General features: G+C 54.5%; 15 protein-coding genes and 1 pseudogene. All 16 read left to right on the forward strand.

Translation table 11 applies throughout. The features are described from left to right. Positions 1 to 18: 18 nt before the first annotated feature. A pseudogene (locus tag MUB23_RS13120) lies at positions 19 to 984 on the forward strand (bifunctional enoyl-CoA hydratase/phosphate acetyltransferase); the annotation flags it as partial. Further along, the gene (gene buk, locus MUB23_RS13125; protein ID WP_244801044.1) at positions 985 to 2070 is read left to right on the forward strand and encodes a butyrate kinase; all 1086 of its coding nucleotides are present in this window, start codon (positions 985 to 987) and stop codon (positions 2068 to 2070) included. 10 nt (positions 2071 to 2080) lie between these two features. Continuing rightward, positions 2081 to 3277 (forward strand): MFS transporter, encoded by a 1197-nt coding sequence (locus MUB23_RS13130; protein ID WP_244801045.1) that lies wholly within the window; start codon positions 2081 to 2083, stop codon positions 3275 to 3277. A gap of 212 nt (positions 3278 to 3489) precedes the next feature. Beyond that, positions 3490 to 4881, forward strand: coding sequence for a radical SAM (seleno)protein TrsS (trsS, locus tag MUB23_RS13135; RefSeq protein WP_244801046.1), 1392 nt, complete (start codon positions 3490 to 3492; stop codon positions 4879 to 4881). Further along, positions 4868 to 6133, forward strand: a complete 1266-nt coding sequence (locus MUB23_RS13140; RefSeq protein ID WP_244801047.1) for a radical SAM protein — start codon at positions 4868 to 4870, stop codon at positions 6131 to 6133. The genes trsS and MUB23_RS13140 overlap by 14 nt, the downstream gene beginning before the upstream one ends. 13 nt (positions 6134 to 6146) lie before the next feature. Next, the gene (locus MUB23_RS13145; RefSeq protein ID WP_244801048.1) at positions 6147 to 7529 is read left to right on the forward strand and encodes a DVU_1553 family AMP-dependent CoA ligase; all 1383 of its coding nucleotides are present in this window, start codon (positions 6147 to 6149) and stop codon (positions 7527 to 7529) included. Then, the gene (locus MUB23_RS13150; RefSeq protein WP_244801049.1) at positions 7526 to 8128 is read left to right on the forward strand and encodes a DUF5714 domain-containing protein; all 603 of its coding nucleotides are present in this window, start codon (positions 7526 to 7528) and stop codon (positions 8126 to 8128) included. The genes MUB23_RS13145 and MUB23_RS13150 overlap by 4 nt, the downstream gene beginning before the upstream one ends. Continuing rightward, positions 8128 to 9009: a DUF5714 domain-containing protein gene (locus MUB23_RS13155; RefSeq protein ID WP_244801050.1), complete on the forward strand. Its 882-nt coding sequence runs from the start codon at positions 8128 to 8130 to the stop codon at positions 9007 to 9009. Before MUB23_RS13150 ends, MUB23_RS13155 begins: the two co-directional genes overlap by 1 nt. Positions 9010 to 9151: 142 nt before the next feature. Then, positions 9152 to 9403 (forward strand): hypothetical protein, encoded by a 252-nt coding sequence (locus MUB23_RS13160; protein ID WP_244801051.1) that lies wholly within the window; start codon positions 9152 to 9154, stop codon positions 9401 to 9403. A gap of 39 nt (positions 9404 to 9442) precedes the next feature. Next, positions 9443 to 9634, forward strand: a complete 192-nt coding sequence (locus MUB23_RS13165) for a DUF7479 domain-containing protein (protein ID WP_244801052.1) — start codon at positions 9443 to 9445, stop codon at positions 9632 to 9634. Between the two features lies 1 nt (position 9635). Beyond that, complete coding sequence (locus MUB23_RS13170; RefSeq protein WP_244801053.1) at positions 9636 to 10382, forward strand: class I SAM-dependent methyltransferase; 747 nt, start codon at positions 9636 to 9638, stop codon at positions 10380 to 10382. Between the two features lie 36 nt (positions 10383 to 10418). Then, positions 10419 to 11600 carry an MFS transporter gene (locus MUB23_RS13175; RefSeq protein WP_244801054.1) on the forward strand — a complete coding sequence of 394 codons (1182 nt, stop codon included), beginning with the start codon at positions 10419 to 10421 and terminating at the stop codon, positions 11598 to 11600. Positions 11601 to 11635: 35 nt separating this feature from the next. Then, the gene (locus tag MUB23_RS13180; protein ID WP_244801055.1) at positions 11636 to 12433 is read left to right on the forward strand and encodes an acyl-CoA dehydratase activase; all 798 of its coding nucleotides are present in this window, start codon (positions 11636 to 11638) and stop codon (positions 12431 to 12433) included. A 14-nt stretch (positions 12434 to 12447) separates the two neighbouring features. Then, the gene (lpdA, locus tag MUB23_RS13185; protein WP_244801056.1) at positions 12448 to 13845 is read left to right on the forward strand and encodes a dihydrolipoyl dehydrogenase; all 1398 of its coding nucleotides are present in this window, start codon (positions 12448 to 12450) and stop codon (positions 13843 to 13845) included. A 33-nt stretch (positions 13846 to 13878) separates the two neighbouring features. Further along, complete coding sequence (locus tag MUB23_RS13190) at positions 13879 to 15042, forward strand: 2-hydroxyacyl-CoA dehydratase subunit D (RefSeq protein WP_244801057.1); 1164 nt, start codon at positions 13879 to 13881, stop codon at positions 15040 to 15042. Then, complete coding sequence (locus tag MUB23_RS13195; protein ID WP_244801058.1) at positions 15035 to 16459, forward strand: 2-hydroxyacyl-CoA dehydratase family protein; 1425 nt, start codon at positions 15035 to 15037, stop codon at positions 16457 to 16459. The genes MUB23_RS13190 and MUB23_RS13195 overlap by 8 nt, the downstream gene beginning before the upstream one ends. The last annotated feature ends 39 nt before the right edge of the window (positions 16460 to 16498 follow it).

Raw genomic sequence — 16498 nt, forward strand, 5'->3', positions numbered from 1 at the left:
TGAAGGGCGCCGCAGGCCGCGAAGCAGTGGAAGCGGCCTGCGGTGCCTTTTTCCGTAGAAGGAGGAGTTATGCTGTATCGACATTTTGGAGAACTGCTGTCCCAGGTAGAAAAAAACGAGAAAAAGAAAACCGTTGCGCTGGTTCGGGCGGAGGATGCGCACTCCCTGGAAGCAGTAGCGGAAGTGGTGCGGCAGGGATTGATGGATGCCGTCCTAATCGGCAATCGGGCTGCGATCCATGAGGCGGCCGAAGCGATCGGTTTTCCGGTGGAAGAGGGGCGTATCGTGGATGCCGAGGAGCCGCTTGCGGCGGCCGCTGCGGGCGTGAGGCTGGTGAAGGAGGGGAAAGCGGATTTCCTGATGAAAGGAAAGATGCAGACCTCGGAGATCTTAAAGCCGGTCGTAAATAAAGAGAACGGGCTTTCCCGCGGCGGCGTGATGTCCCATGTGGCTGTCAATGAGGTGCCTGCGTATCATAAGCTGCTGGTCACCACGGATGGAGGGATGCTTCCCTATCCGACCTTGGAGCAAAAGAAGAATCTGATTGAAAACGCGGTGGATGTTCTTCATCGCTTGGGGTACGAGAATCCCAAGGTCGGCGTCTTGGCCGCGGTGGAAAAGCCGAATCCGAAAATGCCGGAATCTATGGAAGCGGCGGCATTAAAGGAGATGAATCAAAAAGGAGAACTGACCGGCTGTATCGTGGAAGGTCCGATTTCCCTGGATTTGGCGTTGGTAAAAGAGCGGTCCGCGGTGAAAGGCTATGAGAGCCCCTGCGCCGGGGACGTGGACATTCTTCTGGTTCCGAATATTCACGCCGGAAACATCCTGGGCAAGACGCTGGTGGAGATGGCGCACTCCAAAATGGCGGGACTGATCGTCGGAGCCCAGTGCCCGATCGTGCTGACATCAAGGGGGTCTTCGGCGGAGGAAAAGCTGAATTCTCTGCTGCTGGCCAGTCTGGTGAGCGGGAAGGAGGATTAAATGGAAAAAGAAAAATTATTGATTATCAATCCTGGTTCCACCTCGACGAAAATAGCTGTTTATGAAGGCGACCGGGAAACGTGGGTGGAAAGCATCAAGCACAGCCTGGACGATCTGAAAGGCTTTTCCTGCGTCTACGACCAGTTTGACATGCGCAAGGAGCTGATCCGGCAGTGCCTGGCCCGCCATGGGGACACGCTGGATTCTCTGGAAGCCGTGGTATCCCGCGGAGGTAATATGGGCGCGGTGCAGGCCGGAGCCTATGAGGTCAACGACTACATGGTCGACTGCCTTCATTACCGCCCTGTCGATGAGCACGCCGCCAATATGGGGGCTGGGATCGCGCTGGATTTAGCCAGGGAGGCGGGCATCAAAGCCTATATCTACGACGCTCTGACCGTGGACGAAATGCTTCCGATCAATACCCTGACCGGTTTAAAAGGAGTGCGCCGTCCGGCCCGCGGGCATAACCTGAACACCCGCGCAGCAGCGCTAAAGCTGTGCCGGGACAGAGGCCTTCCCTATGAGAAAACCAATATCATCGTGGCCCATCTCGGCGGCGGCATTACCATCAATCTGCACAGCGGCGGGAAAATCGTCGATATCATCATGGACGAAGAAGGCCCTTTCTCGCCGGAGCGAGCCGGAGGGATGCCGGTCTATGCCATTGTGAAGATGGCATACAGTGGGGAGTACACCAAGGCGGAGCTGATGCGCTGTCTCCAGAGAAAAGGCGGCATGATCTCCTACTTTAACACGGCAGATATGCGGGAGGTGGAGAAGATGATCGACGGCGGCAATGAGGAGGCGAAGCTGGTATTTGAAGCCATGGCTTTGGCTACGGCAAAAAATATCGCAAAGATCGCCCCCAGCGCCTGCGGTAAGGTGGATTATGTGGTTCTGACCGGCGGCCTGGCCTACTCCGAACGGTTTACCAGCCTGATTGAAAAGAGTGCCGGATTTATCGCTCCTTTTGCCGTCCTGGCCGGAGAGAATGAGATGAAATCCCTGGCGGAAGGGATTCTTCGTGTCCTCCGGGGAGAAGAGACGGCGAAGCTCTTAACGCCGAACGGCACCGTTTGCTGAGGGCGTCGGGATGGATACGAAAAAGAGATGGAGCTATCTGGCGGCGGGAACCGTGATGCTGGTCTTTTTGGGCTTGATTTATGCCTGGTCGATTTTTAAGGCTCCCTTTAATGCGGTCTATGCGGATTGGACGTTTTCCCAACTATCCCTGACCTTTACCATTTCCATGATCTTTTTCTGCCTGGGCGGCTTTTTGGCAGGAATCTTGTTAAAACGTTTAAAGCCGGCTTTGGTGCTGCGGGCGGCGGCCGTACTTTTGTTTGCGGGCTTTTTCGGCGTTTCACGTCTGAATCCGGAGGAACCAGAAAAAAGCTTGTACCTGCTCTACCTCCTCTACGGAGTATTTTGCGGCGGCGGGGTGGGAATCGGTTACAATACGATCATCAGTACGGTTAACAAATGGTTTGCCGACCGGGCGGGAACTGCTTCCGGCGTCATGATGATGGGATTCGGGCTGGGCGGGATTATCCTGGGAAGCGCGGTCAGTGCTTTCATCGGGCAGATTGGTCTGTTCTCTACGTTCGCTGCGCTGGCCGCCGGCATTGCGGTGATCCTTATTGCCGGAGCATTTTTTATGAAAATCCCGGAATCGCCTGCGGAGGGGAAGGCTGCGGGCAGCGAGATGACAGGGAAGAATTTCACTGCGCCGCAGATGCTTCGGACTCCGTCATTTTGGCTGTTTATGCTTTGGGCGGTTCTCTTGAATTCCGCGGGTCTGCTGGTGATCAACAGCGCGGCATCCATCGCCGTGGCTTTTGGCGCCCCGGCTGTGCTGGGGCTGGTGGTTTCCGTGTGCAACGGTGGCGGCCGGGTTTTGATGGGGGCGTTTTTCGACCGGTTCGGTCGGACGCCTTCGATGCTGTTGAACGTAATCTTTACCTTCTCTGCAGGCGCCTGCCTGCTGATGGGCGCGAAGGCTCTGGGCGCAGCTTTGATCTTTGTGGGTCTCATGCTGGCCGGTGTGGGATACGGCGGAACACCGACTCTGACTTCTGCCTTCATCCACAGCGAATATGGCCCCCAATATTATCCAGTCAATTTTAGCCTTGGAAATTTTTCTTTGATTCCGGCCGCTTTGCTGGGCCCGATGATTTCCAGCGCTTTGATCGAAGGTTCCGGCGGCGCTTATGACAGCACATTTTTGATGATTGTCGTTCTGGCCTGTGCGGCCTTTGCGGTAAGGCTTTTGCTGAACCATTGCAAATGAGGGGATGCCGCACGCTGCGCATACCACGGCAGCCGGCGTTTGTCTGTGAAGAGGGCGTTTCCTGCCGGGGAAAGCGCACCGGGCGGCATCTTTTTTGTGAATAAAAAATGTCTAAAAAATAAAAAACTGAATGTTGACAATAAAGTAACAAAGTTCTATAATTTACAATGTAAATATATATAAATATCGAACAGGATGAAAGGGGTAGTCACATGGAACCAAGTATTTTATCGCAAACGCAAAGTATTTGTCCGGTTTGCAGAAAACGAATCCCGGCCAGATATCGGAAAGAGGGTTCCAAGGTCTATTTCGAGAAGGAGTGTAAGGAGCATGGGGATTTTCGGACTCTTTTCTGGAGAGACGCCCAGCTGTTCGAGGAATGGCCGGCGCTGTCTGTTCATGCGGATCAGGTGAAAGGGAAGCCTGCGAGACGGGGATGTCCTTATGACTGCGGCCTGTGCGAAGAACACGAAGGCGCCTCCTGTACGGCGGTTCTGGAGGTTACATTCCGCTGCAACATGAATTGCCCGATCTGTTTTGCCGACACCGGAAAAATCAATCAATGGGAACCGGATCAGGCAGGGGTCCGACGGATGCTGGAGGCAGTATGGAAAACCAGCGGAAACTGCTCCATCCAATTTTCCGGCGGCGAACCGACGGTGCGGGAAGATCTGGAAGATCTGCTCCGGATGGGCAAGGAGATGGGATTTTCCCACATCCAGGTCAACACCAATGGCCTGAAACTGTCCCAGGACCCGGACTATGCGGCCCGGCTAAAAAATGCGGGAGCTGATTTGATTTATCTGCAGTTTGACGGCACGGACGATGCCGTCTATCAGGCGATCCGGGGCCGGGATCTGTTTGAAGTGAAATGCCGCGCCATCGAGCACTGTGCGAAAGCAGGCTTGGGAGTACTCCTGGTTCCTGTGGTGACGCCAGGGGTCAATGACGGGAAGCTGGGAGAAATCGTGGATTTTGCCAAGAAACATATGCCGGCGGTAAAAGGGATTCATTTTCAGCCGGTCAGCTACTTTGGCCGTTTCCCAGACCAGTGTCCGCCGGATGAAGCGCGGATGGGGCTGGGGGATCTGATGCAGGAACTAGAACGGCAGACCGGCGGAGAGATGCGGCTTTCCGACATGGTGTCCCGGAAACGTTCCGATTCTCATTGTTCGTTCAGCAGTGTATACTATCTGGACGAGGAAGGACAACTCCGCGCGATCACCAAAGAGAACCGGAGGGAGGATGCCCCTTGTGAGCCGGGAACCAATTTCCCGGAAAAGGCCAATCAGTTCACCAACGAGTATTGGCGGATGCCGAAAGAGCAAGGAAAATCTCGTTCCCGGACTGCGATGGGAGCATTCCTGCGCCGTTTAAGGGAATATACGCTGTCTGTAACCGGGATGGGATTCCAGGATGTCTGGAATGTGGATCTGGCAAGGCTGCGGGGGTGCTGCGTCCATGTGGTGACCCCGGACGGGAATCTGACGCCGCTGTGCGCCTTTCATTTGACGGACGCAAAGGGCGGCCATCTTTACCAGGTGGATTTGGATGGAAGGCTGGTCTGTTTACAGGAGGAAAAGGACTGCGGTGAGTGTGAATGAGTTATATCGGACAAAAAGTGTCTGCCCGGTCTGTCTGAGCGTGCTGGATGCCTCTGTAACGGAGCGGGACGGGGCTGTCTATCTGAGCAAAGAATGCAAAGAGCACGGTTCTTTTCAGACGGTGATTTGGAGAGACAGCGGGGATTCCTATCTGGAATGGCTGCGGTACGGCGGATGGAATCCGGAAGAAGATCTCGGTGCGGTGGCCGGTTGTCCGGATCACTGCGGAAGCTGTATGGGTCACCGGCAGGAAGTCTGTTCGGCTGCTGTGATGGTCACCAATCGCTGTAATTCCGCGTGTCCAGTCTGTTTTACGGTGGGGAAGGAGGCTCGTTTTGAGCCGAGCCTGGAGGAGCTGACCGGACAGCTTTTGTTTTACCGGAAGGCCGGGGGAGAAAATTTCCCACTGGAACTTTGCGGCGGAGAACCGATGGTCCGCGATGATCTTCCCCAGATCGCAGCGAAGGCCAGGGAATTGGGATTTTCCTATATCCAGGTAAATACCAATGGAATCCGGGCGGCCTCGGACCCGGATTATCTGAAACACTTAAAAGAGGCGGGTGTCACCACATTGTATCTGGGACTGGACGGCGTCACGAGCGGCCCCTATCTGAAAAAGTATGGGAAGGATATCTTCCCGCTGAAAATAAAAGCGCTGGAAAACAGCGCTGCGGCCGGTTTGGCAGTGGTGCTGGTGCCCTGTGTGATCCCTGGCTCCAATGAGAAGGAGCTCGGCGCGATTATCCGGCTGGCCAAGGAGTTTATGCCCACGGTCAGAGGCGTGTATTTTCAGCCGGTCAGCTATTTTGGAACGTATCCAAAGCCGCCGGAAGATTCGGACCGGATCACGATCCCGGAAGTCCTGCGTCTTTTAGAGGAACAGACCGGGGGAGAGGTGCGGCGGGAGCATTTCCTGCCGGGAAACTGCGAGCATCCCCAGTGCAGCTTCGGGGCGTATTACATGGAAGGCAAAGGCGGGCGCCTACACGCGGTAACCCGGTATCAGGCTCTTCCGAAGAGGGCGCAGGCCTCCGCCCACGTCCGGGAAGTCACCAGGAAAAATTGGACGCCGGGCAAAAACCGTCATCTGACCATCGGCGGCATGGCATTTCAGGATGCGTGGAACCTAGATCTGGCCAGGCTGTCCCGATGCACGGTGCAGATCGTTGGAAGGGACGGCCGCCTGATTCCCCTGTGTGCGAAATATTTGACCAACTGCCAGGGAGAAAAGCTTTATCCCGGCATCAGCTAAAGGAGGTGTTGCTATGGCCATTACCATGGAGGAAGGCGTATTTGAGCTGTGCAAAAACGCCATGGAGAAGGATAAGGGGTTTTTGCGCGCCAACCCCGGCGTGCCGGCCGGAGAGATGAATGAAGAGATCTTTTCCCGCTACCGCCTGTACCGGCTGCAGGAAACCGTGCGCTACGCCTATGAGAAAAGCCGTTTTTACCGGCGGAAAATGGAGGAAGGCGGAATCCGGCCGGAGGATATCAAAAGCCTGGAAGACCTGAAACGTCTTCCCTTGACCGAGCCGTCGGACTTGGCGGCGAAGAGCTATCAGTTCCTCTGCATCTCCCAGGGGGCTGTGGAAAAGCCGGTGACTTACGTCAGCTCCGGCACTGTCGGCCCCAGCAAGCACCTGTTCTTTTCCCCGGCGGACGTGGAGGCAGTGATTGAGTTTATCCGGGTGGGGATGAAAGTGATCTCTGAGCCGGGGGAGGTGCTCCAGATCTTGATGCCGAGCGGTTCGGTACGCGGACAGGCGGAGCTGGTAACGGAGGCGGCGGCCCGGATGGGTGTGCGCGCCATTACCACAGGGATATTTTGTTCAAGCGAGGAGCAGATCGAAGCGACCAGAAATCATAAATGCACGGTCTGGTTCGGCAGTACCCATATGATTTACCGGATCACAAAGGAAATGGAACGAAAATACGATCTGAGGAGTCTGGGTGTCCGGACCATGTTCCTGACCATCGGATATCTCTCCGATACCATGAGATCCTACATAGAAAATGCCTGGAACTGCCGGGTGATCAATCATTATGGCCTGACGGAGGCTGGTTTTGGTATGGCCATCGAATGCGCAGAAGAACCGGTTTATCACTATAATGAATTCGGGATCATTGCCGAGGTGATCAACAAAGAGACCGGAGAACCGGCAGCCGATGGGGAGGAGGGAGAGTTGGTCTTCACCACTCTGGGTAGAGAGGCGATGCCCCTGATCCGCTACCGGTCCCATGATATTGCGCGGATGTGGCGGGCTCCAGCTGCATGCGGCTGCTGCCTCGGTTCCATCAGTCCGGTAAAAAGACGCCGGGAAGCGTGTGTGACCCTGGCCAACGGCAGCGAGATCTATCCGTCCCTGTTCGACGATACCGTCTATGCCTTCCCTCAGATTGTGGACTATGATGTGTTCCACAAAAAAGAAGAAGACAAAGAACGAGTTCGCTTCGCCGTTGAACCGGTGGAGGGTTTGACTGCGGAGGAGACGTTACGGCTAAAGGAAGAACTGTCGAAGCCGCTTTCCGTCCAGCCGGCGTTTGCCCAAGGAGCGGATTTGGAAATCGTTGTTTTGGAGGCGGGAGCGCTGCGCCAGGGAGCCGTCTTTAAAAAGCTGATTCGTCCGATTTCGGAGGCGAAAGAATGAAAATAACCTGCACCTTAAAGAAAAACGAAGAAGCATACCCGTACTTTTTGGAGGAATTCACCCATTCCGCCGATTCCGACCCGGTCCGGTTGGCGATGGCTTTGATGGATAACGAAGCGGTTCGGATTCATGGGCCGGAGCATCATTTTTTGACGTCGGGGGCGTTGATTGCCGCCTGCTGTGAGGCGGAGGGGCGCAGCGAAGAAAAACGCCGTTCTCTTTTGGATAAGGCGTTGGTCCGGGCGAAGGGCATTCCCATGGGAATCTGCGGTTTTTCCGGGGTGTGCGGCGCGGTCCTGGCAGCAGGAAATGCGGTGAGCCTTCTCTATCAGATCAACTCGTTCAGTGGAGAACCGCTGCTAAGACTTAGCAGGATCACGGCGGCCTGCCAGGAAGAAATGGCGAAATCCCCAGGCCCCAGGTGCTGCAAGCGGGCAATCCTCGGCGTGCTGTGGGCGGCTTCCCGTGGAATGCGGGAGGAGTTTGGCTGTCTGCTTCCGGAGGGAACGCCGCCGGTCTGCCGTTACTACCGGCAGAATACCGGTTGTCTTGGCAAGCAGTGCCGGTTTCATCCGGCTGGAGAAAGGAGGATGGATTGATGGATATCTGGGACAGGATCAAAGAATACTGTCTGGAGCGCCTGCGCCAAAGGGAGGGGCTGGAACCGTATTCCCTTGGCACGGAATTGATGGCGGAGGCGGAATGCCCGATGCACTCTCCGGTTCATCACTTTCTTGTGCCCGCGGTTCTTTTGACCGCCTATGCGGGGGAGCAGGAAAAAACGGAGAGCTGGCTTTCCGAAGCGCTTTTGACTGCGGAAAAAAGGGCAAAAGAGGTTCCCGGAGGCGCCTGCGGTTATCAGGGCTGCTGCGGAGCCGCCGTCGGCATCGGGATTTTCGGAAGTATTGCGCTTTCCGTCACCCCTCATTCGGAGGAAGAGTGGGGAGTGCTGCAGCTGGCCGTGGGAAATGGTTTGATCCGGATGGGAGAGATCGGCGGTCCCAGGTGCTGCAAACGGAATACGTTTCTCGCCCTGGAACAGGGAGTCATTTTTGCAAAAGAACGTCTGGGGTCTTTCCTTGCCTGGCCGGAGAAGGCGGTATGCCGAAATTCCCATCGGAACGCTGAATGTCTGCGGGCGCGCTGCCCTTTTGATCCGGCGCAAACGGAAACATATTTCCAGCATCGGCTGGAAGTTCGGGTTCCGGACCGGGTGATTCCGATTCAAAATCCAGCGGTCACCTGCGAATGCCAGATCATCGGGATTGATCTGGCGGCAAAAGACTCCTTCTTGTTCTGGGAAAAGGATGAAGGGGAGATGGTGAAAAAAGGAGAGCTGCTCTGTCAGGCCGGTATGGATCTACAGGTTTTTGAGCTGTTTTCTCCCGGAGACGGAATTCTTCAGCAGGTGATGCCGGACGGGGCGATGTTTCACGCCGGGGATTTGCTGGGATATCTCCTTGACCCTCCCGGCAAATAAGTTAGATAACAAAAACCGACAGCAGAACAAAGAAAAATAAAATTGAATCCATATAAGAAAATACAGAAAACATATTGACAAATAAAATAACAGGCTATATACTTACGGTGTAAATATTCAACAGAAAGGGGGCAGAAAAGAAATGAAGATCGAGATATCGGATTCGGTGCGTGAACAGTTGGAGGAGCGAGGGATTCAGGAAGAGGATGTGCAGCAGGTGGTTGACGGCGCAGAGGCAGACGGCGTTTATCTGTATCAGGATGACGATGAAAACCACCGTCTGGCCAAGCGGGTTATCGGCGGTTTTACCGTCTACGCAGAGTATGCAGCTGCCGGAGATGCCTGTGAGCTTCAAAACGGATACAGCCATCACGTTTCGCTGAGTGAGAATTGATAAAGCGGCAATCAGATCAAGAAAGAAGGAGAAAGAGGAATGGCAGAGTGGTTTTGTTCCAAGTGTAAGGTCGCTATGGCGGAAGTGGACGACATCAAGCTGACTTACAACGAGGTAGACCTTCCAGAGGCTCCGGGCCTGCGCTGCCCCCAGTGCGGCACGGAATTTTTGCTGGATGATTACGTAACCGGGGAGTTGAAATCGGCCGAAGAGATGTTGGAAGGCAAATAAGATGGAGGCCAGAAAAAGTCTTCTGGAGGTGTTCCGGGACCGCCCGGCCCGATTCCGCCTGCTGCAAAAAGGACTGGATCAGATCCCGATGGAGGAAATCCACCGGATCGTGGAGCTGGGATGTGCATACGGCGACGCATCGGCCTATCTTGCGGAGCGGTATCCTTGCCAGGTGACGGGGCTGGATCTTTCCGAGGAGCTGCTGGCGCAGGCAAGAAGGACCCATGGGGCGAAAACGGGGAAGGGAGAACTCCGGTTTTGCCAGGGGGATTCTCAGAACCTGCCGGCCGCACTGGCTCCGGCGGACCTGCTGGTGAGCGAGGCGGCGTTCTCTTTGCTTCCGGACAAGGAAGCTGCGGTAAAGAGCGCGTATCGTGTATGTAAGGAAGGTGGTAGAGTCATTCTCAATGACTTTGCAATCCGTCTGAAGGCGCAGCCGGATGAGCGGAAACGGGTTGACTTCATCCCTTGTTTTGCCGGGGTGGGGCAGGCGGAAGAATACCAGGAATTGTTTGAGCAAAACGGTTTCCGGACGGTCTGCCTGAAGGAGGTCTACGGCGAATTGATCTCCATCTCGGTTTGGCTCAGCAAATCTTACGGGATTCCCGTGACAGAAATTGGCAGCTGTCTGGTGGAGTTTTTCAGCCCCGAAGGGGCTTGTCCCTGTAAGAATAGGAACGGCGATTTCTTCAAAAACGCAAAGCTGACATATGTTCAAATGATATTTCAGAAGCGGGCGGGAAACTAGTAACCAAAGCAACGAAGTGAAGGAGGGGTAGCAGCAATGAAGAAAACGAACAAATGGGCCGTGTTTTTCTGTGTCTTCATCGGCAGTATCACCATCGCGATCAACCAGTTTAAGGTTCCTCCGCTGATGACGTCCATTCTGGAGAGCATGTCGCTCAACAATGCCCAGGGAGGCATGCTGATGACTGCTTATGCCATCGCAGTTGGAATCCTGATCATTCCCGGCGCCTACATATTGACCAAGCTGGGCGGAAAAAGAACCACTTTGCTGGCTCTATTTTGTTCCGCTGTTGGCTCTGCAGTGGGAGCTTTTGCCGGAAGCCTTCCGCTTTTGATGGTCAGCCGCTGCATCGAAGGAATCGGCTCTGCGTTGATCGCAGTTGCGATGCCGACGATCGTAGCCGGATATTTTGCGCCGGAAGAAAGAGGAAAACCCATGGGAATCCAGGCCGGCTTTATCCCGGTTGCAGCGTTGATCACTTATGTGACGGCGGTCCCGCTCCAGAATCTGATGAGCGGTTTAAAAGGCGTCTGGATTGTAACCGCAATCCTTCCACTCGTGATGCTCATCATCTGCTTGGCAGTGGTGAAGGATCAGCAGACGGAAGGAACCGAAGAGGCTCCCGCTCCTGCGGAAGCTCCGAGTGTCGGCCGGGTTTTGAAGAACCCGATGATCTGGGTACTGGCCCTTTGTTTCTTTGGCTGCGGTGTCCGTGATGTGGCATTCTCTACCTGGACGCCTACGTTCTTCCAGCAAAACGGCATGACCGCCGCGATGGCCGGGACCATGGGCGGCATCGGTTACCTGGGTTTCTGGATCGGCACGACTCTGGGCGGCACCTTAATCGACAAGAAGATCAGCCCGCGCAAGATCATGCTGGTCAGCGGCATCGGCCTGTTCATCGTCAGTATTTGGTGTTTCTCTATCCCGATGTCGATTGCAGCTCCGTACATCGTTTTGATCGGCCTGTTTGCCGGACCGATCATCACGACGATCTATACGCTGATCCCCATGGCGGTTCAGCCTCAGGATACCGGGTACGGGATGGCCATCGGCAATTTGGCTTTGACGTTGGCCCAGCTGGGAGCTCCGATCGTATCCGGCGCTGTTTTGGATCGCTGGGGATTCGGTAAAAACACAATCGTGGTGGAAGTCGGCGCGGCAGCGATCATCGTGGCAGGCCTCCTGATTCAAAAGTGTAAGGGCGCCAGCGAGTAAAACTATTACAGTGAAAAGGATGGAAGGTGATTCCCATGATATTTGCAGGCGTAGACATTGGTTCCACAACCAGCAAAGCGGTCCTCTTGGATGAAAATGGAAAGAATTTGATTTTTGCCCTGATCTTTACGACCTTTGACCGCAATCAAAGCGGCGAGGACGTTTTGAAAAAGGCATTGGAGCAGTCCGGAAACAAGTGGGAGGATGTCGCTTTTCTGGTCTCCACCGGCTACGGGAGAAAGGCCTTTGAAAGGGCGAATATGGATCTGCCGGAAATTATCTGTCACGCCACCGGCACTCATCATCTTTACCCTGGCGTCCGGACCATCATCGATATCGGCGGCCAGGACAGCAAGGTCATCGAGATGGATGGAAAAGGAATGGTTACCCGGTTCGAGATGAACGATAAGTGTGCGGCGGGAACCGGGCGGTTCTTTGAGGTCCTGACCAACCGGCTTTTGAATGTGCCGATGGAAGAACTGGGAGAATTGGCGCTCCGCTCCGACAATCCCTGCGTCATCAGCAGCATGTGCACGATCTTTGCCGAGTCGGAGATCATCTCTCTGCTGTCCCAGGGAATTCCCAAGGAAGACATTGTGGCGGGCATGTGCAAATCTGTGACCAGGCGGATCGTCAATATGGGAAAATCCGGACAGATTACGTATCAGGAGCCGATCATTTTTTCCGGCGGCGTGGCGAACAACGAAGGCGTCCGCGCATATTTTGAGCAGTTCCTGAAAAAGAAAGTGACCGCCATTTTGATGCCCCAGTCCACAGCAGCCTTCGGGGCGGCTCTGGCGGCGAAAGAAAATTATGAGAAGGCACATGGGTAAGGAGGATATGCGCCATGTACGATTATGATGTAATTTCCATTGGTGCTGGTTCAGGTGGATGTTCATCCGCCATGCGGTCCGCGGATCTCGGCAAGAAAGTGGCGATCGTGGAATACCGGCAGAAGGACGGCGTCGGCGGCACTTGTGTCAACCGGGGCTGTATCCCGACCAAGGCTTTGGTGAAATCTGCCGAGACTTATACCGCGGTCGCATCGGCGGCGAAGTTCGGCATTCAGGTAGACGGATTCCGGGCGGATCAAAAAGCGATCCATGCGAAGAAAAACGCGGCGATCAACAGCCTGCGCTTTGGCCTGACCAATGTTCTGATCAAGCCGAGAAAAATTGATATCCTGAACGGAAAAGCCCGTTTTCTGGATGAACATACCCTGGAACTGACCGATCCCAAAGGAGAAGTCCGCACGGTAACGGCGGAAAACTTTGTCATTGCAGTGGGATCGGAGCCGGCCATGATTCCGGCCTTCCATATCAACGGGACCACGATCATCACCAGCAATGAAGCGTTGAATCTTCCGGAAATCCCGGAGAGCATGACCATCATCGGCGCCGGAGCCCTGGGACTGGAATTTGCCTATGTGTTCTCCTCCTTCGGCTGCAAAGTGACCGTGGTGGAGATGATGCCCCACGTGGTGCCGGCCATGAAGGATGAAGAGATCACCGGCCAGGTCAGCGCTTACCTGAAAAAGCAGGGGGTGGAGATCCGGACGGGAAATAAAATTGAGGAAGTCACGGAGCGGGACGGTATGACGGTTGCCCGGCTGGGAGACGGCGAAGAGGTGGTCAGCGCCATGACGCTGGTGGCCATCGGCCGGAAACTCAACACCGGAGATCTGAATCTGAAAGCGGCCGGAGTGAAGACCACGGAGAGAGGACAGATTATCACGGACGCCCATATGCGAACCTCCGTTCCCCATATCTATGCGGCCGGGGACATCACCGTAGGCCCGCAGCTTTCCCACAAGGCGCAGCGCCAAGGCGTTGTGGCTGCGGAGAATATCGCAGGGATGGATTCCCAAATCCGGTATGATGTGATTCCCTGGGCGATATTCATGAATCCGGAGATCGCCGGCGTTGGCCTGACTCAGGCGGAGGCGGAAGAACAGGGAATCGAGACGACCGTCGGCAGAATGCCTTTCAGCGCCAATGAAAAAGCCATGTGTATGCAGTCCACCACAGGAATGATCAAGATAGTGGCCCGGAAGGCAGACGGTGTCGTGGTGGGCGGTCAGATTTTCGGCGTGGATGCTTCCGTCTTGATTTCCGAGATCGCTCTGGCGGTTCAAAAGGGGATCACGATCGACGATGTTGCAACAATGATTCATGCCCATCCGACCCTGGCTGAAATTGTGATGGAGTGCAGCAAAAACGGTTTGGGTAAGGCATTTCACAAATAATGTGGAATCAACGAAAAAGGAGGTAGATTCAGAGTGGAAGCAATTATGAAGGAACTCGCGAAACAGGCAAAGGCCCGTCCGGTGCTTTTGCAGAAGGCCAAGGAGGAAGGCAAGAAGGTAATCGAGTACACCGGTAATTTTATTCCGGAAGAGTACATCCGCGCGGCAGGGGCGGAACCATTCCTGATGTGCAGAGGCGGCGACCCGGAAGCTCCGGACGCTGTACTAGAGTATATGCTGCGGTTCATGAACCCGCTGGCCCGTTCCATGGCAGGCTACTGGCTGATGGGCATGGACGTTGTGACGCCGATCACCGATTTGATCGTGATGCAGCAGACCGATAACCATGTCGGCCGTATCTCCGAGCTGTTGGAATTCAAAGGACTTCCGGTCTTCAAGGTTGGCGTCCCTCCCGACTGGGATAAACAGCTGGCGGTGGACTACTATAAAGATCAGCTGAAAAAATTTGTTGCCAAGATGGAAGAAGTTACCGGCAACAAGATCGATGAGGACGAGGTCAGAAAGAATTTTGCCAAGACCAATGCGATCAATGAGCGCCTCCGCAAGATCAGCGAGCTTCGCAAAAAGAACAATCCTCCGATCGGATTCAGCGAATTCATCAAACTGAACCACTATTCCTTCGCGGTGGACAATGACGTGATGATCGGGAAACTGGATGAACTGTACGATGAACTAAAAGATGCCCCCGGTAAATTTATGGAAGACTGCCCTCGTATTTTGCTGGTCGGCCACGCCGTAGCCATCGGCGACTATGTTGTTCCGAAGATTCTGGAAGACGCCGGAGCCGCCATCGTGGCGGATTTCCTGGACGAAGGGATCCGTACATACAACGACGACGTAGCCCTCGAAGGCAATCTGATCGACAACTTTGTGGACGCGAAATATGTAAATAAGGTCCCGATCGACATCTTCCAGCCCGCCTGGGAACAGCGCTTTGAGTATATCAAGAAGCTGATCGAAGAGAACCGGATCGACGGTGTGGTTTGGTATCAGCTGGCCTTTGACGAGATTTACGACATGGAGTGTTCCTGCGTGGCAAAATGGCTGAAAGAAATGGATATGCCGATGCTGAAGCTGGAGTCCTCTTACGAGTATTCCCGTGAGTCCATGGGACCGCTGACGACCAGACTGGAGAGCTTTGTCGAGGCTTTGAAGGGAGGAAAAAAGAATGCCTAGAGATGTTAACCGCGAATTACTGGAGCTTGCTGAATTCCACGGAGAAGAGCTGGAAAAAATATATCCTCAATGGAAATATACGGCGGACCGCATGGGGCTCTCCGACGAAGATATTGCCTTTGCCGTAGACCACTATATTCCGGATAACTGGGAAGTCCAGTATAAAGGAATCCGGATGATGATCGGCGCTTACCTGCGCGAGACCATCGACGTGGTTGCCACTCCGAAGATGAAAGAGGATGGCGTGAAAATCGTTTACGGAATTCTCCCGGCCATCGCCACCAACTATACCGCCATCAAGCACGCAGGCGGCGACAAGGTTTTCGTTGGTTTCCCGGACCTGCTTCTGGTAAACGTCATGAATTCCTTCTTCCATGAGGCTGCTCCCTATTTCTACCGTGCGGAGGCCGAGGGCTTTACTTACGGCTGCCGTCACTGCCCGTTAAATAAGATGCGTTTTGCCGCCTTTTCCTCCGGCCTGATCGCAGCTCCTGATATCATCTGGTCCTGGGGCTTCAACTGTGACGAAGGCCCGAAGACTGATGAAATGATCAAATGCCTGATCGGTCAGGACTGGAACTACGTGGTTTCCCGTATTCCTCACGACACCGAGTTCGGCATCATCGACGATGAGATTGAGGACCGTGTAAAATATTTGGCTGATATGATGAAGTTAGGCGCACAGCAGGTCAGCGACGCCATCGGCATAAAGGTTACCGATGAAGCCATGGCTGCCGCAGTGAAAGCAAATAACAAATACAGCTTTAAGATCGGCCAGTTGGTCAATATGTGCTGTAACGCAGATCCGGCGCCTCTGGGCGGCGACGCTCTGACCATGATGCAGCAGCCGATCACCCTGCCGTTCAACACTGGCTTTAAGTATATGGAAGAAGCTCTGGACGTTCTGATTAAGGAAATGCGCGCCGCCATCAAGGAAGGCAGGGGAATCGTGCCGAAGGGTGCTCCGAAGGTCGGTTTCTACAATGTGCCGTTCTGCATTCCGTGGGTAGGAAAGATGTTCCGCGACAATGGCGTTATCATTTCCTTCTCCCATGTGCTGACGGCTTCCAAGAAACAGTTGTCGCCGAGCAAATATGAGGATAGCTGGATGCAGGCTGCGGAGATGTGGCTGCGGATGTCCATCGGCCAGAACCTCGGCTCCGAGCTGGAGGGAATCATCGAAAAGATCGAGATGAATCATCCGGATGCCATGATCATGGGCTTCTTCGATTTCGACCGTTGGCTGGGATCCCACCATAAGATGCTGGCGAAACTTTTGGAAGACCGGATGGGGATTCCGTCCTACTATATCGAGGCGGACTTCTGGGATGACCGTGATTATAGCCCGGAAGCTCTCCGAACCAGAATTGAGAGTGTCTGCCAAATTCTGAAAATGAAAAAGGGTATTGTTGAGTAATGGATTTGCTTGCGGGAGGGGCGCCCCGGCGCCCTTCCT

The organism is Cuneatibacter sp. NSJ-177, from assembly GCF_022867805.1.
In the GTDB taxonomy this organism is placed as follows: Bacteria; Bacillota; Clostridia; order Lachnospirales; family Lachnospiraceae; genus Pseudolachnospira.